Origin of the sequence: Candidatus Hydrogenedens sp. (assembly GCA_035361075.1) — a bacterium.
GTDB lineage: Bacteria > Hydrogenedentota > Hydrogenedentia > Hydrogenedentales > Hydrogenedentaceae > Hydrogenedens.
Genome location: DAOSBX010000026.1, coordinates 26653 through 48254, shown reverse-complemented (window position 1 = coordinate 48254; position 21602 = coordinate 26653). Strand labels below are relative to the sequence as shown.

Here is a 21602-nt window from a genome sequence, read left to right as displayed (position 1 = left end):
TATTTATTCCATTCTAACATGATGGCTGAGAGGGGAGGAATTTCTATTTTATTTTGGTTTTCAGGTAAGGGTTTGGCTTCGCTATCCTGAGACGGGGTTAGATGTAATGAGCAATTGGTGTGATATGCATCGGGTAAATTTATAGATGCGGTTTGTGGTTCTGGGAGATAGTTTACCAGGAACATTGCTGTTTGGTCTTTATACATCCACCGAGAAGCAAGTATGGAGCGGAAATGGATAATGTCACCACGTGGTGTAATCAGGGGTACATCTTTGTCTCCACCGTATTCAAAAGGCTTTAACATTTTGCCGAAAAATAGGTATTTGTTACCTTTTCCTGTTCGCCATTTATTTAGGTTGCGTATTAAGGTTAAAATTTGTTCGTGGTTGGGTCCTTTATCCCATGGTGCAGAACTCCATTCCCATGCGATTTTTCCTCCTTGCCTTAGGTTGATGCTCAGCATGTCACCTTGAATAAACGATATTGCAACTCGTTGGTGGAGGTTATATGGACTTTTTTCTTCATCAACGAAATGACTTGTGCCATTTTGGTTACCCATGAAGTTGTTTAAGTATTCATGGAAGATATATCCGTATGCAGGAACAGGTATTCCGATAGCGAAGTTTAGATAGGACCGACTATCATTGAATAATAGATACGGGATAAATGGCTCTGCCGAATTTGCTTCACAACCAATAAGCATTTTTGAGCCATGCTGGTGTATTTGTTCCCAGATACGGCGATATAAGTCTTTCATGGATTCTGTTTGCCATAATCCTGGACCCGGTGGATGTCCATGATGTCGAGCATAACAGCGGTAACAGTTGCCACCTAAGTTCTGGTCGAAATATTGAAGATAGTCAATATTATGTGGAATTATTTTTGTGATTTCGTTAACGACCACTTGTTTCACCCATTCAGTTGCTGGACAGAGGTCATAACCAATTCGCTGGGCATTTGGTCCTGCACATACACCGTTCTCAGCAGGTTTGCCATCAGGTGCGTAGGTGACATATTGAATAACCCGCTTTTCTTGAAACTCTTTTGTCATATTGTATGTTGGGTCGGTGTTACTCTTTATTGTGTAGGCGGAACCACTTGCATATAAACCAATTAAATCACCTGATTTATGGAGTGCATCTCGGAACCGACAGAAATCTTCGAAGTCGCCATAGGGAGGCCAGACATAGGGTGGTGCCCATGGTGCACTGCTTTCCCAGTGCATTAATAGTGCCATTATCGAGGATTCTAAGTCTGATGCTAATTTTTGTAAAATAGGCAGGGCATTCGTGTAAGGATAATATTCAGGATTAGGTGTCATTTCTACGCCTAAATCTCGCTGACCACGGACAGGATACATAACGATAATCGGTGATTTGTAATACCAGTCAGGAATAACTGGATTATCTTCCAGCTTTGGTGGTTTATACATTGTTGATGTTTCCCACCAATTGCGGTATATCTCTGCCGAGTCATGCCAATCCCCCTTGAAGACGCCGAGTACCATCGGATAAGGCAATGTATAATCTGGTTCACAGACAGGGCCAGGATATAATCGGAAATCGAGGTAAATTCCACCTAATGGGTGTTTATGAAATTCAACTCCTTTGGGTGTTCCCTGAGGGTCATGTGCAGAGAAATATAAACCAGCACGAGGTGTATAGTATGCCATGAATTGCATTTGGGCAGGTCCTGGATAGACACCGTTCCAGCCCATTGTCGGATGTTCAATTGGTTGCCAACGAAGCCAGCTTTTTTCTCGCAAATTAGAATCCTCAACGACTACACCTTCACCTCCAGGCCAGAAAAGACGTGCGTCGCCTCCAGAGTTTGGCAAGTTATCAGGAACGACTACCACTGGAAAGTCTATATGTTCAAGCCATAAACCCGTCTCATTTTTGATGTTGATAGTCCAATAGGTGAAACGGGAATGTTTTGGACATTGAACGAATACCGTAGCAGAGATGGGCTTCCCTTCTAACTGAGCATATTCTATTCTTAACTTTATTTCCTGGTCTGTTTCTTCACGAGAAAGTTGAATTGATGAACATTTTAATGAACTTAAATCTGTTGCAGTTCCATTATCATCCCGTAGTCGAATCGTAAATAAACCACGTGATTGACTTGGAGGGAATATTAATTCCTGCCCTTCACTTTGTAATGATTCTATGTCCCCTGTTGTAGGGTTAAGAACCAATCGATAATATTCTGTTGTTATTTCGTTATTCATATCTGCATACACTCCATGAAATTGGATTGTTCCATAACATAAAAATATAGCCAATACTGACATAAATCTTTTTGCAACCATAGTATTCATCCTTATCCTGGTTTAGTTTTACTATGTTATTTATTCTAAATTAATCTGTATTTAATAACAAAATATTAATTTTCTTTTCTGGGTGTAATACGTTAAAATAAAAAACAAATAATTATTGTTTTAGATTAAGTAAATTTTAGATAAGGAGGAATATTATGGAATATAAACCATTTGGTACGACCAATGTGAGGATTCCTGTGGTTTCTTTTGGTGCGTGGGCAATTGGTGGGTGGCTTTGGGGTGGTACAGATGATGAACAAGCAAAACGTGCGATACAGCGTGCTATTGACCTTGGTGTTACGTGTATTGATACCGCGCCTATCTACGGTTTTGGCCACAGCGAGACAGTTGTCGGTGAAGCGATTCATGATAGAAGGGATCAGGTTTTTATTGCGACAAAATGTGGTCTCCGTTGGGATGTTGATGAAGGTGAATTTTTCTTTGATACGACCGACCGAAATGGGAATCCGCTTAAGGTCTATAAGAATCTACGCCCTGCCTCGATACGGAAAGAATGTGAGAATAGCCTTCGTCGTCTCAAAGTAGATGTGATTGACCTTTATCAGTGTCATTGGCCTGATAAAACCACGCCGTTAGATGATACGATGTCTGCACTGCTTTCATTACAAAAAGAAGGCAAAATACGGTATATCGGGGTGAGCAATTTTACTGTGGAAATGATGCGGACTTGTCTAAAGAAGGGACGGATTGAAAGCAACCAGCCAAAATATAATGCATTAGAGCGGGAAATAGAAGTGGAAATTTTACCTTTTTGTCAAGAGAACAACATTTCAGTATTAGCCTATAGTCCTATCGCTCAAGGGTTACTTACAGGAAAGGTAACTCTTGACAGGGAATTTCCGCAGGGAGATTTGCGGAGGGATAAAGCGATGTTTTCTACTGTGAATCGTCGACGTGTTCTTAATATGCTTGAACGAGTTAAACCGATTGCAGAAGGGTATGGTATTACGCTTGGGCAATTATTCATTGCTTGGACAGTTCATCAACCAGGGATTACGAGTGCATTGGTTGGGGCACGTAACGAATCGCAGGTTGAAGAGAACGCTCGTGCAGGTTCCGTTAAACTGACTTCATCTGACCTGCATGAAATTCGTAAAGCCTTAGAGGAAATGGAGCCATTACAGTTATAGATTAAGTACATGTGAGTACATAATGTTTAAGGGGGTAAATAGTAATTGGAATTATGATTGTAGGAAAGGGTTGTATTTTTTTTCGGTGCTGACTGATGTTATGGGACCATGCCCAGGAAAAATGAGGGTGTTTTCAGGCAAGGTTAGAATTTTTGTTTTAATGGCTTCGATTTGCTGTTTTGCCTGTAAGGAACTAATGGTTCCGCCGACAGAACCAGCAAATAATGCGTCGCCAGTGAATATTATTCCGTCGATATAAAGTCCTACGCTCTCTGGTGTATGGCCAGGAAGTGATATTATTTGACCTTCATAATCACCTAATTTTAAAGTTGCGGTTTTATTCATGTTTGGATTGTGAAAGAAAACTTTTTCGGGGTATTGTTTTAGTCCGTTGTAACGTTGTCTTAATTTTTGTAATCCTGATATATGGTCATAATGTTCATGAGTAATAAAGACTCCTTTTAATTGGGCTTGTTGTTCTACTAATACCTGTTCCATCATGGGTGTCCATTCTGGAACATCGATGAGTAATGCCTGTTTGGTTTCTGGGTCGATTAGTATGTAAGCGTTTGCTTCATTGATAGAGGTGCAGAAATGATATACTATCATGAAATTATCCCTTCCATCTTTGTTCGGTCGATAATAGGTTCACCATGGGCATTTGTAAGGATGGTATAAGATAAATCGGCACAACGGAGTATTGTCCGTTGTAAGTTTGCACCTTGCAGATTTGCTTTTTGTAGGTTTGCACTGGTCAGTCGTGCATAGTATAAATCTGCATCTTTCAAGTTTGCTTCGGTCAGGTCAGCACCTATTAAGTTTGCTCGTTTTAGGTTTGCTTTTTCTAAATTGCATTTGTGGAGTCGTGCGTTGCTCAATACAACAAATTCTAAATCTGCCCCTGATAAATCGGCTCCTTCAAGATTTATCCCTGCCAGCCACACGCCCCGTAAATTTTTCCTTCTCAAATCTGCTCCGATTAGTGTTCCTTGTTGTATTCGTTCTTGAATTTCTTTATCAACGTAATCTGGTAATGCTATTATTCCTCCTGCATTAATATGATATTTTAGCATAGCAATTTCGCTCATGGATATGGCTCCTGTTTTTTATTGCTGAGGAATAATTTATACTTGTTTTTCCCTTCCATTTTCAACTATTGCTTAGAATTGGGAAAATAGGTAAGATAATAGTATCAATATGAAAATGACATATTTCGTAGGAAAGATTTATTGTTGATTTTTATAAGAGTGTTGATACTCTTGTGATTATTTTTGTTCCTCAGGTGTTTGTTGTGGTTCTAATGGTTGAATAGAAGCGGATGAGTTGTCATCGGGTATAAGTGGATTGGGTAATGCCACAACAGGTTCATTTGCTTCGTCATATTCTATTTTCAGGTTGGCTTTTTCAGCAATAGATTTTACATCATTTACAAGGGCATCTGGTGCTCGTAATGCTTTTCTTAATAAGACAGCCTTTTTCCCTTTAGTTTTCTCTTGTTCGAGAATCTGGGGCAGTTCGTTGAGGTTAACTTTTTGTCCACCCATAAAAATAGTTCCATTGTTACCGATTGAAATTCGTATTTCTGATTTTCGGTCGGGATACATTTGTTCATGGAGTTTACCCCACATATTCCGTGATTCATAACGGACATCTTCGGAGATTTTATCTTCCGCACGAGTAAGCATCTCGGCTTCGGGGTGTGTGAATTCGTCAACAATAGTTATGGTGATAAATATAAGGAGGTTATCATTTCGTGCTGTTCGTGATGGGTTACGGAAGAGTTTGCCTAATAAAGGTATATCACCGAGTAAGGGAGTTTTCGTTACAAGGTTGGAGCTCCGACTACGTCTTAACCCACCTAAAACTACTGTTTCGCCAGTGTAAACACGTAGTTGTGTTTCTGCATGGCGAATGGTCTTTTCGGGGACTGTTGAGGTTTGGTCATACGCTTTGATTTCTTTATCTTTGTAGGAGCTATCTTCTGCGCTAATATCTAAAAGGATGTTGTTGTCTTCGGTAATTCGTGGCACTACGGATAAAATTGTTCCGACATCAATAAATTCGACACGATTATATCCACCGTAGTAACCACCATAATAAGGATAACCACCATAATATGGATTGTTATAAACTGTGTTTTGATTCTGATTGGTATTTGTTTGTCGATAGTAATATGAGGAAGGGTAGCCTGCAGTGCCTGAAATATATGGGACACGGGTTGCATTTTCAAAGATAGCTTCCTCTCCATCCTGCACAACTACACGAGGTGAGGAGAGGATAGTTGCTTTATTTTGTCGGTCTAAGTAGTTTAGTGCCACTGCGAGGTTATTGCCGAGGAATCGGTCGATGGCTGGTTTGCCCTGTAGGGTTTGTATTTGCTGGCGGGTAATGTTACCACTACTATCTAAAGTTAATTCGCTAAAACGAGGTATAATTGAAGGTAATTGCCCGACGCTCATAGACTCTCCGCTTCCTGATGGGGAGGCAATATCTTTAACACCCGACCCACCATGGAGGACAATAGGTACATTACCTGATGTTCCGTAGTAAGACCAGTTAATACCTAATGACCGTTCTACCTCGGTATCCATTTCAACTATGAAAGCTTCGATTAGCACTTGCTTCCGTTTAATATCCCATGTTTTTATTAATTCGTCAATCTCATTAATACGGCTGGGTAAAGCAGTCACAGTAATTTGATGTGTCATATCATCAACAACAATTTGTCCCATTTCTGCTGGGACTAAATTTTCAATCTGGTCTGCGATAAAGTCAATATCTGCATATTTTATTACCCAGGTGCGTGTTTCAAGTTTTATGTCTAATGTTTTGATAAATTCGGCAATTCTGTCTAATCGTGAAGGTAAGTCGGTAACAATAATTGTATTTGTTCGTGGGTCAACCTGAACGACCCCGCGTTGTGAGATTAACGATTCCAGCGAATCCGCAATATCTTCCACGTTTACATATTGAGATACAAATGTACGAGTTTCCATTGGAATATCGAGGCGAGCTACCACATCGTCCATTTTTTGCAATGAAGTTGGGATATCCCACACGAAAATTTGTCCACTTCTTGTGTCCACTAAGAGACTGCCGTTCGGAGATAACATAGAAGATAAGACTGATTCGACATCAGCAACCTCCGCATGCTTGATTGTAAACATTTTCTTTTCCAGTGGAATGTCTAATTCTTGGACAGTTTTTTCCATCTGTTTTAGATTGTCATCAATGTCCCATACATAGATAATTCCTGTTCGTGTGTCGGTTATCATTTTGCCTATGCCTGAGAGGAGCGATGAGAGGATAGCTTCCATGTATGAAACATCTGCATGTTTGATTTTAAATTCATGTGGTTTTAGGTCGCCGAAATTTTTTAATAACCATTCTTCTTTTGTATAAACTCTTAAGAAATTGGTATTTTTATCATAGTCATAGAAAAGGTCATGGAATTTCAGGACTTCCAAAGCTTCTTTTGGTTTTTTCTCAACGAGCCAGAAATTCATCTGGACATCTTTTGCTGATTCGGATACAATGATGTTCCAATTTGTTGCGAGGTGAATGGCTTCTAAAAATTCGCCTGCGGTCATAGGTCCTGGTAATGTTAATGGTTCACCTTCATCTGGTAGCTCGCTATATTCCAATTTTCGGCTAAATAGTATATCGAAGAAGCCTTGACCTGCTGTGGTACCTGGTTGGGTGCCTAATGCTTTACCAATGCCTGATAATAATCCTTTAAATCCTGGGGCTGTTCCTACTTGGCCTACACCTGTTGCAGTAGTTCCTCCACCTGAAATCATAGATGGCATTCTTGGTCCTGGTGGTGTCTGTCCTGCGATTCCTGTTGTTCCCCCTGCGGTAGGCATCGCTGGGGCTGTAGGCGTCTGAGTTTTTACCGTCTCTTGTGGTGTGTTAGATTGTCGTGTAATTGTCCTTGTTCTAGAAGGCTGTTTTTCAGTGGATGATGTTTCTTCTTCAGATGGTTTTTTTTCGGTTGTTTCTTTTTTGCCTTCTGGTTTTTTTTGTTCTTCTGTTTTTGTAGTACTTCTACTCCGTAATAGTGGCTCTTGTTGTTGCATTCCCCCACCAAAGGAGGATGATTGGTCATTTAGTTTGAATCGTGTTCCTTGCCCACGAACAGAGGAAGAAGGTGTTTTTGAACTTCTTGTGGATGGACGAGATACAGGGCTTGTTGGCGATTGTCCCTGAGGCACTGCAGGTGGGACTATCATTAATAATATCATGATAAAACAGAACAGATGGTGAAAAATCATTTTAAGTGGTTTGTAATAATGGGTATTCTTTTTTGGTTCAGAAACAACATTGATTTGTGTTGGTTTCATATCTTTTAACCTTGCTTCACAGTTTCATATATTTTTTCTTTCGTATGTATCATACATTGACTTCATGTGATTAAACAAGACAGGATTATTCACGATTTATTGTATATGGAATTTCTTCCTTTCCTTCTTCCCAGAAAAAGACAAATGTTACGGTGTTGCGGTCAAAAGATTGCACCTTACAACCTTTGACAACATCGCCAACACCTACGAGGATTCCTCTCGGTTCTTCGGGAGTAAATATTTTTATTTTTTGTCCGATTTGTTGTCGAGATGCTTTGACCCCCTGTAATATTTGCGATATATCAGGCTTCTTTGGAGGTGGTGGGGGTGGAGGTGGTGGAGGTGGTGGAGGTGGAACCAATGGTTTCCATAAATCTTTTTTATCAATGATAGTCTGTCCCCACGTATCGATATCTGTGGTAGACATATCTGATGTGCGACTTGTTGTAGGTATTGTTTCTAAATCGCGTGTAAGGGATTGTCTACGGGTTTCTGTGGGGTCGAAAAGAAAATTTAATACTATCTGAGAAATAACGAAAAGGGTTAAAATACATATACTGATTTCAATCCAATTCCAGATACGTTTTTTATCTGTTATCTTCATCATCCTACTTTCGTTATTTTTCCGTTATAGATATAAATTTTACTGCCATTTCCTTTTACAATAAGATGGGGAATCCGAATCCGTATTCTATCATTTTTAATTTTAGGCAAGGTCATGCTTATTTTATAGTGATATTTTTTGCCATCATTTTTTAATGTTTCTTTACCATCAAAAGTTATATTGTCAGGAGAGGAAAGAGTGAGCCAGGCGTTTCCTTTTACTGCAATATCTATTTCGAGTAGCCATTTCTCTCCAGGTTTAAAAGAGCGAACAAATGCCAGTTCCATGGTGTCTTGGGATGCCTCTGCAATGAGGCATGTGGTTTTTTTCTCAGCGTCCTGTTGTGGAGTGAGAGAGCCACCAGAGCAGTTCCAATCAACTGGGTCAAGGCTGAGTTCAATAGTATCGGAAGTGGTAGTTATATCACCGCTCATTCCTGCGGTGATAATCCGTGTAATATCCATATCTGCACTCACTTTTTCTTCTAAAGGATGTCTCCGCAAATCAATATTATCTATACGTAGTGATTGTGGGCTACTTTGCAGTCTTTGTAAAAATGAGATAAGCGAGGTAAAATCGGAGGCAGGAAGTTTTAAGTTGATGGTATATTCACGGTAATTTTTATCTGTAGTTCTTAAAATACCTTGTTGAAGAGATGGGATTTCTACCAGTGAACCAGTAGAGGTGGTTGTCTTGATGGGGATTCCTTCTTCGTTTAATTCTGGAGGATATTTTTGAGCGAGGCGATAGAGTTCCTGTCGTAGTCGGTCATGGATTTCAGCCTCAGTCCATTTGCTCGAATGCTGGCGTGCTACCTGAGCGTATTCTGTTTCGACGGTCTGTTTTACTGCTAACTGGTGTGTATAATTGAGCAAGTCTTGTTGTAACTTATCAATTGTGTTCTCTAATTCGTCAATATAGTTTATGGTAGAGCGGTAAATAATGTTTACTGTGAAAAGGATAACAACAATAACGGTACCCACTATGAGCAATTGTTCACGCTGGGAAAACCGTTTCCAGACATTATGGATTTGTAGCAGTATCTGCTCCACGCGATTCTTCCTCTTCACTGAATGGTATTGAAATCTGGTAATCAAAAATGACTTCATTTTGTTCGCGAGTTTGCTGTTCGTAAACACTTCTTGCCTGCTGGAAGGCGCTTAATGAACTTGAAATGGCTTGTCGTCGGAGATTTTCTGCAAATGCATGAACATCATCTACGGATTTGGCTCTACCCCAGATGTTAATCCCTTCATTTCTACGATAACTATACATATTCATATTTACACGAGGTGGCGTTGATGCGGTAATCCGTGAAAGGCAGTCCAATGCCGAACCGTTTTTTGCCACTTCACGCCGTAAAATTTGCAGTTGTTGTCGTTTTTCCGCTACACCACGTGCGTTGGATTCAATCTCTGCCACCTGTCGTTGCAGTTCATGAATAAGTTTTTGTCGTTGATAGACGCTTTGTGCAAATAAGCCCACAAGCGACAAAATGAGGACAATCCCAAGTACTGCAAGACGTTTGATGTGCTTTGCAATCTCTCTTACTTTTTGTGTAATTAGTAATTTTTCAGGAAGAAGATTTAGGGGGGTGGGCTTGTTGTCGAATAAAGACAGGGCTACCCCCACAAGGGGTGCAGAAATAGGAGGTGCCCATTCTGTTTTCCATGAACATCCTGTTATGTGTTCTGGGCTAATTAGAACACAAGGGATATCCAAAAACTTTTGTAGTTCATCTTTTAAGTGTTGAGGAACTGGAAAATCCGCACTAATATAGATTTTATTGATTGTAAACTCGGATTCCGTTTCTTGTTGGTAAGTATTAACCGATGTTCTTATTTCGCGAACAATCTCTTGGGTTAAATCTGTGGCTAACTCGCTCTGTGCTTTTGTAGTTTGTTGAGAATGCTCTACCAATGGCTCAGAGTGGATGCGGAAGGGGTCTAATACAATATCTTCGTCTTTTTTCTCAGGAATGGTTGTGGTTTCTTTATGCTCCCTTAATTCCCAAGTTGTCCGAACTCCCCTCGAAAACTGTAGCCGATTATTATGGAATATGGCAAATTCTATTCCGCCAAGGGCGAGATGGACAATACCAATATTCCCAGTATGCAATTTGTCTTTGGCCAGAGGTATTGCTGTATCTGCAATTAATCCTGTGCTCACAAGAATGCCCAGAGGTTCTAAACCAATCTCTCTTAATATGTTTATTTTTTCATCGATTAGGTCGCGGTGAGCAATGGCGATAAACACTTTGCTCTCATCATTAGGGAGTTGTTCGAGTATCATTTGTGAAGTCTGAATTTCGTCGGAAGAGTACGGCACATACTCTTCTGCACTGAGTGCAACCATATTTTTAATTTCATCGATGTTTTGTGAAGGGAAAGTTACAATTCGAGATGTAATTTCGTGTCTTGGTAAGACTAAATAGCATGAATCTTGTAGCCATTTGTTATCTATTGCTTTCTGTTTTAGCTGGGAGAGAGGATGCGTTGGAGTTCCTTGTGAGGGATTGAAATTTGTCTCATAATGAATGAATTCCCAGTCTTTTCGTGTTTTCTGAACACGAAGTAAGGAGTAGTAATCCCCTTCAATGGTTATAAATAGATATTTGTTTCCTTTATATTCCAAATGTCTCCTCCTGCCAGCGAATCAGGCTTGCATTTGTTGATTCAATATAAACAATAGCGGTACAGGCAACTCGTATTTTACCATTTCTTAGGGTCGCATATCCTTTAATCCTAAAACAAGAAGAGTAAAAGGTGCAATATTGCTTAATAGCCTCGATAGGGTCTCCTGCTAATCCTGTTACGTCCATGACTTCCTGAACGGAACGAAAGCCTTTGTCGTCACCTGTACCTAATGTTCCATCGGCACCAGCACGATAATTTAATATTGTCTCTATTGCACGGTCACCTAATTTTGGAATACATTTTAATACCTTCTCTGAAGCCGTGTTCAAATTGATCCTTCCAGAGCCATGGACTGTGAACATATCTTTTAATCCGGGGGTTTTCGACGTTCCAAACCAGTCTTCATCTTTTACACCCCGTAGGTATCGCAATTCTTCTTCCACTTGAAACGGGCTTATCCCTTCATCTTGGTGCACCGATTCTGTTCTCCGCTTTATAATTTGGCGGATAACACCACGATTAATCCCCTGAACCTCTTCAAGTATTTCCTTTGCGGTAGAGTTTAAATTAATTTTACTCTCCTCATCAGTTATGATATAAAACACATCATCTTCACTTCGGTTTTCACCCCAATCTAATATGTGAAGGTCTTTAATTAAACTTTTTGGCTGTGCCCATGGTTGACCAAGATGTGTCCCCCCACCTTTCTCTTCTGCTTCTGCGACATCGATAATGGCTTTATTTCGGAGTTCAATAATGCCTCGTTGGACGGCTGAATGAGCCAGTAGACGTGCTTCGCTGACATCTAAACTATATGCGGAGGCACGTCGGTCTAATGTTACACGTTTGCCAAAACCTAAAATAACGAAACTTAGTAAGGTAATCACCCAAAGGATAGAGACGAGTATAAATCCTGATTTCCTCATACTTTATCCTTTAATAATTCATCTAATTGTTTTTGGGTCAGATGTGCAGAAGGTGCACGAATAGGAAAAACCTCTCTAAATTCAATTTTGTTTTCAGGCTGGTCAGGGTCGTCAATGGTCATTTTTATCTCTATTCCTTGAGGTAGCCACCAGCATAGTTTGTGTTTTTCTGCTTTGACAATTTCTACCTTTTTTGGAGGCTCTTTTAAGTTTCGTTTATCGTCATACGGTACCCATAAATAAGCAACCTCGAAATTGCGAACTCCCTCGGCAATAGTCACTTTTTTCTTTTTGGTAATGCGAATCCGAGAACGGTCAATTTCACGGTTTGCTGGGGGAAATTTCGGAAGTGCAGTTTCCACCAATGCTTCTTCCCGTTCAATCCGTTTTTGAGAGCGGTTATATGAATATTCAATTTGCATGAGATGGCCACCTTCTCCAGTGTCTTTATTAAATGGTTCAGTGATAGAGAACAGAACAAACTGGTGGTCATCTCCTTCAACTAAGTGTCCTGCTGAGGCAACAACATTGTTAATATCACGTGCGATTAAGTTCATAACAAGCCTTGCGTCCTGATATGGATTGACCCCCGATTCTAATTGTTTCCATGTACGTATAGATGAATGAAATAACACATAAACAGAGGATAATACGATGCTTAGCAGTGTGGAAGCGACTAATAGTTCCATTAAGGTAAAACCGTGTTTGTTTAAATATTTGTGTCTTAAACTGGTTTTTCTCATTGTTGTTCTTCAGGAAGCCATAACTTTTCGGGTTGAAACAAGTTTTGTGCATGTACTTCAAAATTCATTCCAGCTCTCTGCCAGCGAATCCAGATATCCACTTTCGCCATGTAATCACGGAACATCTTTTCTAAATTTTCACGAAGGTCGGGTGGTAATTTTGAGGGTAGACTTGGCTTGGGTATTGATAGTTTACTGATTTTCCATTCGTAAGTAAAACGATTATATGGTGGTGGGAATTGTCCGCTCTTTTCTGTCTCTTCAAATTGTGGTTGAAGTTCTATCTCGGCGTTGACCCGTTCTAATAAAAAACGTGCAATAGTATAGTCATTTGCCTGACCTCGGGTCAGGATTGCCTGATGCAAAGCGGACTGGAAGGTTAACCCTGCGATGCTTAATAAAGCCATAGAGAAAACCGCTTCGAATAATATATATCCATATTTAGATTGTTTTCGGTTCATTTAATCTCAAACCTCCCCAAGGCACCAGTCCATTTTATTGAAATTCTCTGTTTCCGACTGCCATTTGTTTCGATTACAAGTTGTCCGTGGTCAGACGCACCATTTGGAAAACAGGAGATATAATGTAACCCAGTGGCACGGTCTTTCCCAGCAGTAATCCGTGAAATGGTCATGGTTTCTGGAAGTTGAAGCGCCTCACCGCCATCAGCAGGTGCAACAGGTTCAAATTCTTTGTCTCCCTCTATGGACTGGCTTTTCAATCGCATGAGACGAAAGGTGCCTTTGTCTTCGTCAATTAATACACGAAATTCACGGGATTCAGCAATCGCTTTTTCCTGAGCATATCTGATAAGTGATGTGATGTCCTGTGTAGTGTTGCGGATACGTAGGGAAAACATAGCACGGTTATAGACAGGGATGACTAATCCTGTTAATACAGAAAGTAGAGCCACAACAACCACTAATTCGAGAAGAGTAAAGCCCGCAATGTGTTTTGTTTTTTTTGTAATAATCGGAATTCTCACTCTTTCTTATTGTTTTAATATCAAATAAGTTATTTTTTTGAAGTAAGACTTGTTTCTGAGGAAGATGTAACATCATCTTCATTTCCGGGAACACCATCAGGCCCAGCAGAGAAAATCTGATAATCTGCTTTTAGTGGGTCTGTTGCTGGTTTGTAGATGTATGGATTTCCCCAAGGGTCTGGACGTAGTTCGCGGACATAACGACGTTCTCCGCTGACTAAATCCTCTAATGATCCAGGATATTTATCATTATGGTCTAATGCATATAAATCGACCGCATTACTATATGTGGCAATATCGCCTTTTGCAGCACGGATTTGTGCTTCACGTACTCTACCACCATAATTCATTACGACCATACCTGCAAGAATTCCAATAATAATTGTTACGAGAATAAGTTCAATTAATGTAAACCCTGAATTCCGTGTCATAAAAAATTCCTTTAATTCGACTATTGTCTGCCTCTTATTATTATATAATATAACGGATTTGCAAGTTCATTTTTTGGACAGAGAAGATATTTTAAGTTATAGGTCGGACAATTCGGACAAGTCGGACAAATTGGACAGAAAAGAGGTGATTATGTTTTGCTATACTAATTTTAGAATTTAACTTAAAAGAAGGATTTAAATTATGGCATTAATCCCTAAATATAATGTGGAAGAAACAGAAAAGATGTATGAGTTGGCTCGTGAAATTTATGCAGGTGTAAATGTAGATACTGATGCGGTTCTAAAAACATTAGAGTCGATACCTATTTCTCTGCATTGTTGGCAGGGTGACGATGTTGGTGGTTTTGAGCATTCGGAATCTGCATCAAGTGGTGGAATTCAGGCAACAGGGAATTATCCGGGTAAAGCCCGTAATGCGGATGAATTGCGTAGTGATATGGAAAAAGCACTGTCTTTGATACCTGGGAAGCATCGGATTAATCTCCATGCTATTTATGCTGAAACAGGTGGTAAAAAAGTTGAGCGTGACAATCTAAAACCAGAACATTTTTCACGTTGGGCAGACTGGGCAAAACAACAGGGATTGGGTGTTGATTTTAACCCGACATGTTTCGCACATCCGCTGGCAGATTCTGGTTTTACGTTATCCCATCCTGACCGTAACATCCGCAATTTTTGGATTCGTCATTGTATTGTATGTCGTGAGATTGGTGCATATTTTGGGAAGACCTTAGGAAACACCTGTGTAACGAATATCTGGATACCAGATGGCTTTAAGGACTTACCTATTGACCGATATTCTCCACGGGAACGGCTTCAGGAGTCATTAGATGAAATTTTTAATATTGTTGTAGATGAGCAGTTGAACAAAGACTCTGTGGAAAGCAAATTGTTCGGGATAGGTTCGGAATGTTATGTCGTTGGCTCTCATGAGTTTTATTTAGGTTATGCTATCAAGAAACAAAAATTACTATGTTTAGATATGGGGCATTTCCATCCTACAGAATCTGTTGCTGATAAAATTTCCTCTGTTTTACTATATGTGCCCGAAATACTTCTTCATATCAGCCGTGGGGTACGTTGGGACAGTGACCATGTCGTTATCATAAATGATGATGTATCTGCCCTTATGGAAGAAATTGTCCGCAATAATCTTCTACCACGGGTACATATAGGTTTAGATTTCTTTGATGCCAGTATAAACCGTATTTCAGCATGGGTTATTGGTACCCGTTCTGTTCTCTGTGCTTTGTTAAAAGCACTATTAGAACCTTCTCAAATATTAAAACAGCTGGAATGTAGTGGCGACTATACAAGCCGACTCGCTTTACTTGAAGAAACGAAGAGACTGCCATGGTCTGCTGTATGGAATTATTACTGTTTAAAAAATAATGTTCCCGTAGGGCACAACTGGATTCATGAAGTTAAAAGATATGAGGAGAACGTTCTAAGTAAACGGGGTTAACCTTTACATGTTACAACCGCAACATCCCCCAGAGTTATTTAGTGAACAACTATTATAGTTATTACCACAATCGCCGACGCATCCCATATTAAGTCGTTTACCTGAACTGGCACCAAGAGGTGCAAAATGACTTAATGATTTTTCTGTTTTTTTAGACCCACATTCAGGACATGTAACTTTTACATCAGCGTTTTTAACAAGTAATTCAAATGTTTTGTTGCATTCTTTGCACGTGTATTCGAATAATGGCATATCATATCCTCCTCAGCGTAGTTAGTGTAATTATTATATCAAAACAAACAACGTTTCTAATTTTATTCGAGTAAACAAAATTAAATTCCCTAATGGTTACAGACCCAATTCGATTTGTAGCCGTTGTAGGTTGAGCATTCTATCCCGATAAACAGCGGCTTCTTCAAAATCCATCCGTTCTGCGGATTCAAACATCAGTTGTCTTAACTTTTCAATTTCTCGTGGAATATCTTCTGGCATAGTTGTATATTCTTCAGTTGCCTCTGCCACTTTCAGTTTCTTTTGAGAAGTTCGCACTTTTGCCTGTGGAACAATATTAGGAATGGGCTTTTGTATTGTTCGTGGAGTAATTTTGTGTTTCCGATTATAGCTTATTTGCTTCTTTCGCCTTCGTTCCATTTCGCGTATAGCATGTTCCATAGATGACGTTATTTGGTCTGCATACATGATAACCTTCCCATGGAGATTCCGTGCTGCTCTTCCGCATGTTTGAATTAGGCTGGTTTCGGAACGTAGGTATCCCTCTTTGTCTGCATCGAGAATAGCGACAAGAGAAACTTCTGGGATGTCCAATCCTTCACGGAGTAGGTTAATCCCTATTAACACATCAAATTCACCCCTACGTAGGTCACGGATAAGTTCTATCCTTTCAAGAGTATCCACATCGGAGTGCATATACCTGACCCGCAATCCAATTTTGCGGTAATATTCCGTCAATTCTTCTGCCATTCGCTTGGTCAGTGTAGTGACAAGTACCCGATATCCCTTTTCAACCTGCTTTTGAATTTCGTCTAATAAGTCCTGTACCTGATTCTGAGCTGTCCGAACCTCCACTTCGGGGTCTACCAAGCCAGTTGGCCTTACAACCTGCTCTACTATGACCCCATCTGCTTCATTTACCTCAAATTCGGATGGGGTTGCACTAACATAGATGACCTGATTTATTCGCTCCATGAATTCGTCGAAGGTTAGTGGACGATTATCCCGTGCGGATGGTAATCGGAAACCATAGGCGATAAGCTGGTCCTTGCGAGAGCGGTCTCCGTGATACATTGCCCGAACCTGTGGTATTGAGATGTGACTTTCATCAACTACGAGAAGGAAGTCCTCTGGAAAATAATTGATAAGGGTATATGGAGGTTCTCCAGGCATACGGCCATCTAAATGACGTGAATAATTTTCTATTCCTGGACAGTACCCGAGTTCACGTAGCATCTCGATGTCGTATCGGGTTCGTTGTTCTAATCGTTGGGCATATAAAACCTGATTTTCTGCGTAAAGTTCCTTCAACCGTTCATTTAACTCATGTTCTATTCCAGCGATGGCTCGTTCCATCGCATCTTTTGTTGTTGCGTAATGACTCCCTGGAAAGATTTCAGCATACCGTAGCTTACGGTAAGTAATTCCTCGGAGAGGGTCAAATTCGACAAGTGCATCGATTTCATCACCAAAATATTCAATTCTTATGGCTCGCTCTGTTTCATAGGCAGGGAATACATCCACAACATCACCGCGGACTCGGAATGTTCCACGATAAAAGTCTACATCATTACGGCTATATTGCATAGCTACCAGTGAAGCCAGTAATTTTTCCCTCGGAAATTCTTCACCTGGACGAAGTTCAACCCGCATCTGCCGATACACTTCTGGTGAACCGATACCATAGATACATGAGACAGACGCAACAATGATACAGTCTCGTCGTGTCAGCACAGCACGTGTTGCAGAATGTCGCATTTTATCTATCTCATCGTTAATAGAGGCATCTTTCTCGATGTACGTGTCTGTGGTTGGAATATATGCTTCTGGCTGGTAATAATCATAATAACTAACAAAATATTCAACAGCGTTGTGAGGAAATAACTGCTTAAATTCACCGTATAGTTGAGCAGCTAATATCTTATTGGGGGCTAATACTAATGTGGGACGATTGACAGTAGCAATCACGTTAGCAATCGTAAAGGTTTTTCCAGACCCTGTTACACCTAATAGTACTTGGCTTCGCAGTCCTGCATTTAATCCGTCTACGAGCAATTTTATTGCTTCGGGTTGGTCACCAGCTGGTTTGTAGGAACTTACTAATTCAAACGTATCCATATTCTCAATTCACATCTTATTATATAGAAACGATTGTCCGTCGAACTTGTATAACTCCATTAATGGAGCGAATGGAACGGATAATATAATCGGATGATTTCATACTCGCAGTGGGCATGATATTTTGTGTAAATTCAAATTTAATTAGTCCATGTCGAAGGGATTTATAATTTGCATCGATTACAGGTATTTTATTTTCTATTAACAATGTGGTGATTTCCTGAATTATAGTTGGTGACGGACGTGCCAAAACATGAATGGTTATTTTAGAGATGTTGTCACTTTCCCACCATGCTTTGTGGATACGTGATGTATCACGGGGAACACTATTGAAAACCCTGCAATCTTTTTTATGGATTGTAATTGCTCCTTTAACAGTAGAATAGCCTAATACCTCGTCGCCAGGGAGTGGATTGCAACATTTGCTAAATTGGACAGATATGTTCTTCTCACCATCAATACGGATGCTTAGGTGTCGTTCTTTTTCAAGGGTCTCGTTCTTATTGGCGAAGTCGGTTTTTGTTAAGACGGAAAGGTCGGGAATAAACAAGGGTTGAGGAGGCATTTCCTTCTTTTCTTCTTTTTTTGTTAATTCCTCTTCTTCCTCTTCTTTAGGTAGGATACCCCGTTCGCGGAGATGACGACGGATTTTATTTCGTGCCCTCCCGAAATTCACTAATTTTAACCAGCCCAATCGAGGTTCCTGTTTCGGGGAAGTAAGGATTTCTACCACATCACCTGTATTAAGTCGGGTATGAATAGGGACAAATTTACCATTAATACGTGCACCAATGCAATGGTTCCCGATGTCGGTGTGTATTGAATAAGCAAAGTCAAGCACCGTAGAATTCAACGGTAATTCTATCACGTCACCTTTTGGTGTAAAGGCGAAAATTTCGGATATTTTCAGGTCATCCTGAATATCTTTTAGAGTAATTAATTCACCATCAGCGGAGGATAATTCCATAGCCATATTTCGTAGCCATTCGATATGACGTTGTAATCGTGCATCATCTATAATCCCTCCTTCTTTGTAGAACCAGTGTGCTGCGATACCAAATTCTGCTTCCCGGTCCATCTCCTCAGTGCGAATTTGAATTTCTAAGGGATATTTACGGGGAATGAATACGGTGGTATGGAGAGAACGGTAGCCATTACTTCTGGGTTTTTTTATATGGTCGCGGAACCGTTCAGGAATTAGATTCCCTAACTGATGGGCAATATCCAGCACGCTATAACATTCCTCAACTGTAGAGACAATGACCCGTATTGCGTATAAGTCCATTACCCGTTCCAAGGGGATTTGTTGTCGTTGCATTTTTCGGTAGGTGCTATATAGATGTTTTGGCCTGCCTAAAATACGTGCCTTGATACCAAGTCTCTGCAATTCTGTTTGCATATAAGCGATAAGCTCTTTTATTTCCCTTTCACGTTCCTGTTGGGTTTTAGCAATTCGTTGTTTGAGACATTCATACTCTACAGGTAAAAGAACAGCAAAAGAAAGGTCTTCTAATTCCATTTTCCATCGGTAGATTCCAAGGCGATGTGCAACAGGAGCATAAATGTTCATTGTTTCCTGAGCAATTCGGGTTTGAGCCTCATCTGATAAGTATTGGATAGTCCGCATATTATGTAGGCGGTCAGCCAATTTTACTAATAACACCCGAACATCACGCACACTCGCTATTAGTAACTTGCGTAAGGTTGCCAACTTGCGGATTTTCTCATTTTCACGGAGGACGGCTTTCATTTGTTGTTTTGAAACGGCGGTAACCCCTTCAATGATGTGTAGTACTGCTCTTCCCATTTCCTTTTCGAGCTCTTCACGAGATAGTGACGTATCCTCAAAGACATCATGAAGTAAGCCTGCCATTATAGTACTGGCATCCAGACCTAATTCTGAGAGAAGTTTCGCCACTTCGATAGGGTGAATAATGTAGGGTTCTCCAGAAAGGCGTTTTTGTCCCTCGTGGGCATGCTGGGCTAAATCAAATGCTTTTTGTATTCTACGGATGTCCTTTTCATTCATTCCTGCCGATTTAAGATATTCCGATAAAGACGCAAATCTCTCCTCAACATCGGAAGGAATGATATTCGGTGCAGAAGAGTTCATATTAACCCTTTATTTTTTATTATATCAAAACAACAATATATTTTTCTTGTTAATTTTTGGTAAAGATCATTAAAATTGGAACTTAATTAGGGGCATAGAGTAGATGCTTTTTAGTAGTGTCTCTCTTATATCTCTTTTTTTACTTCTAATTCGTAGTATTTTTTTATGTTATCCCTAATGCTATTGTACGTTTGCCTTGCTATAAATTCTGCTTCGTCCCGTCGTTCCTTTGCTTCCTTAAAGTGAGTAAGAATAAAGTCTACAATATCCTTATCTAATTTTTTTGCATTTGCCATAGGCTTCATAATACCGACCACTTCATTTTCAGACAACTCTGCACGGTAAGGTCTCTTTTCGGTTATCGCTGTAAAAACATCGGCTATGGATATAGTCCGTGCAATTATATGAATATCATCCTCTTTCAATCCGAAGGGATAACCAGAACCATCTAACTTTTCATGGTGGTATGGGGCATATCTAAGGCAAGGATAATCACCATACATAGTTTCCAATGCGATGTGGCTATAGTAAGCATGAGAACGCATTATGTTCCATTCTTGTGAATTTACCTTGCCTGGTTTTTCAAGTATCTCAATAGGAATTCCTAATTTGCCGATATCATGAAGAAAGCCTACTTCTCTGATGTAATTGCATTTTTCATTGGCTGGAGGTGTATTTGTATGAAATAACCAAGATGATATCTCTGCAACACAATAACTATGACTGGCTGTGAACTGGCTTTTAAAGTCAATAAGATGCCCTATAACCTCAGCTACCTTTAAAAATATTTCATTTTCGGGGATATACGTAATGTTATCCTGCAATATCCTTTCTAACAATATTTCTGGGGGGACGGATAGTAAATCAAGCCATAGGTAGTCTCTTTTCTTTAATATCGAATAAAAAACATTCAAGACCTCTGGATGAAAGATGTCTTTTTTTGTCTCAATGTATTGGTAAATATTTTCTATCTGCTCTAAAATAGGTTGTGTTGGATTAATATGAACCGCAATTCTATCTGCTAATCTTATTATGAAACTCTCAATCGGTATTGGTTGTTTATCAGGATACTGTTTTTCCAGACTATTCTCTGAATCGTTGTAATTTACATGATGATACTTGACAATCCGTGAAGGTTGGCTAAAAAAAGGAATTTTATTGAATAATAAAAACACAGTCAAGGAATGGGTTGCTGGGAAATTCTCTTCTAATAATAGGTAACTTTCTTTTTGCGATAATGAAAGTAAACCAACATCATGTATAGATGAAGCAACAACCAAGTCTTGAATGGATTGAGGGGATAATTCTAAATGTTCGCCGATTTTTTTACTTAGATATGTAACTTGTGCTAAATGGGGTGCTAAGGATGGGTTAAATAACCCAAACATCCTATTTAAGAATTTTATAAGATTTGTTATCAGCATCTAATTTCACTCATGTATTAAAGGGTAGGTTTTATAATACAATTAAAACTGTAATGCTTACAAGATGTATAACACCTGTTTCTTTGGTGT

Annotated in this window: 18 protein-coding genes; 2 read left to right on the top strand and 16 right to left on the bottom strand. The window is 39.8% G+C overall.

The window, feature by feature from the left end:
* The coding region (locus PLJ10_09095) for a DUF6259 domain-containing protein (GenBank protein ID HOK09803.1) at positions 1 to 2312 on the bottom strand (2312 nt) is incomplete at its 3' end.
* Positions 2313 to 2476: 164 nt separating this feature from the next.
* Here PLJ10_09095 and PLJ10_09090 point away from each other — a divergent pair.
* Positions 2477 to 3472 (top strand): aldo/keto reductase, encoded by a 996-nt coding sequence (locus PLJ10_09090; protein ID HOK09802.1) that lies wholly within the window; start codon positions 2477 to 2479, stop codon positions 3470 to 3472.
* A gap of 51 nt (positions 3473 to 3523) precedes the next feature.
* Here PLJ10_09090 and PLJ10_09085 read toward each other — a convergent pair whose 3' ends face one another.
* From PLJ10_09085 to PLJ10_09035, 11 genes are all read right to left on the bottom strand, one after another.
* A complete protein-coding gene (locus PLJ10_09085; protein HOK09801.1) occupies positions 3524 to 4081 on the bottom strand; it encodes an MBL fold metallo-hydrolase in 558 nt (185 codons plus the stop codon).
* Entirely contained in the window at positions 4078 to 4560 is a 483-nt protein-coding gene (locus PLJ10_09080) for a pentapeptide repeat-containing protein (GenBank protein ID HOK09800.1), read from the bottom strand. The genes PLJ10_09085 and PLJ10_09080 overlap by 4 nt, the downstream gene beginning before the upstream one ends.
* 177 nt (positions 4561 to 4737) lie before the next feature.
* Positions 4738 to 7815 carry a secretin N-terminal domain-containing protein gene (locus tag PLJ10_09075; protein ID HOK09799.1) on the bottom strand — a complete coding sequence of 1026 codons (3078 nt, stop codon included), beginning with the start codon at positions 7813 to 7815 and terminating at the stop codon, positions 4738 to 4740.
* A gap of 85 nt (positions 7816 to 7900) precedes the next feature.
* Positions 7901 to 8422: a hypothetical protein gene (locus tag PLJ10_09070; GenBank protein ID HOK09798.1), complete on the bottom strand. Its 522-nt coding sequence runs from the start codon at positions 8420 to 8422 to the stop codon at positions 7901 to 7903.
* Complete coding sequence (locus tag PLJ10_09065; GenBank protein HOK09797.1) at positions 8419 to 9471, bottom strand: hypothetical protein; 1053 nt, start codon at positions 9469 to 9471, stop codon at positions 8419 to 8421. Before PLJ10_09065 ends, PLJ10_09070 begins: the two co-directional genes overlap by 4 nt.
* On the bottom strand, positions 9443 to 11053 hold the full coding sequence (locus PLJ10_09060; protein HOK09796.1) for a hypothetical protein: 1611 nt from the start codon (positions 11051 to 11053) through the stop codon (positions 9443 to 9445). The genes PLJ10_09065 and PLJ10_09060 overlap by 29 nt, the downstream gene beginning before the upstream one ends.
* Positions 11043 to 11981, bottom strand: a complete 939-nt coding sequence (locus PLJ10_09055) for a type II secretion system protein GspK (protein ID HOK09795.1) — start codon at positions 11979 to 11981, stop codon at positions 11043 to 11045. The genes PLJ10_09060 and PLJ10_09055 overlap by 11 nt, the downstream gene beginning before the upstream one ends.
* Positions 11978 to 12724, bottom strand: a complete 747-nt coding sequence (locus tag PLJ10_09050) for a prepilin-type N-terminal cleavage/methylation domain-containing protein (protein HOK09794.1) — start codon at positions 12722 to 12724, stop codon at positions 11978 to 11980. The genes PLJ10_09055 and PLJ10_09050 overlap by 4 nt, the downstream gene beginning before the upstream one ends.
* Entirely contained in the window at positions 12721 to 13185 is a 465-nt protein-coding gene (locus tag PLJ10_09045) for a hypothetical protein (protein ID HOK09793.1), read from the bottom strand. The genes PLJ10_09050 and PLJ10_09045 overlap by 4 nt, the downstream gene beginning before the upstream one ends.
* Complete coding sequence (locus tag PLJ10_09040; GenBank protein HOK09792.1) at positions 13182 to 13709, bottom strand: GspH/FimT family protein; 528 nt, start codon at positions 13707 to 13709, stop codon at positions 13182 to 13184. The genes PLJ10_09045 and PLJ10_09040 overlap by 4 nt, the downstream gene beginning before the upstream one ends.
* Positions 13710 to 13738: 29 nt before the next feature.
* Positions 13739 to 14140, bottom strand: coding sequence for a type II secretion system protein GspG (locus PLJ10_09035; GenBank protein HOK09791.1), 402 nt, complete (start codon positions 14138 to 14140; stop codon positions 13739 to 13741).
* 202 nt (positions 14141 to 14342) lie between these two features.
* Between PLJ10_09035 and PLJ10_09030 the strand changes: the two genes are divergently transcribed.
* Complete coding sequence (locus tag PLJ10_09030; GenBank protein ID HOK09790.1) at positions 14343 to 15626, top strand: L-rhamnose isomerase; 1284 nt, start codon at positions 14343 to 14345, stop codon at positions 15624 to 15626.
* Positions 15627 to 15629: 3 nt separating this feature from the next.
* Here PLJ10_09030 and PLJ10_09025 read toward each other — a convergent pair whose 3' ends face one another.
* The 4 genes from PLJ10_09025 to PLJ10_09010 form a co-directional block, all read right to left on the bottom strand.
* Positions 15630 to 15878: a zinc ribbon domain-containing protein gene (locus tag PLJ10_09025; protein HOK09789.1), complete on the bottom strand. Its 249-nt coding sequence runs from the start codon at positions 15876 to 15878 to the stop codon at positions 15630 to 15632.
* A gap of 96 nt (positions 15879 to 15974) precedes the next feature.
* Positions 15975 to 17975 carry an excinuclease ABC subunit UvrB gene (gene uvrB, locus PLJ10_09020; GenBank protein ID HOK09788.1) on the bottom strand — a complete coding sequence of 667 codons (2001 nt, stop codon included), beginning with the start codon at positions 17973 to 17975 and terminating at the stop codon, positions 15975 to 15977.
* Positions 17976 to 17994: 19 nt separating this feature from the next.
* Positions 17995 to 20088: a RelA/SpoT family protein gene (locus tag PLJ10_09015; GenBank protein HOK09787.1), complete on the bottom strand. Its 2094-nt coding sequence runs from the start codon at positions 20086 to 20088 to the stop codon at positions 17995 to 17997.
* Between the two features lie 125 nt (positions 20089 to 20213).
* Entirely contained in the window at positions 20214 to 21512 is a 1299-nt protein-coding gene (locus PLJ10_09010) for an HD domain-containing protein (GenBank protein HOK09786.1), read from the bottom strand.
* Positions 21513 to 21602 lie beyond the last annotated feature (90 nt).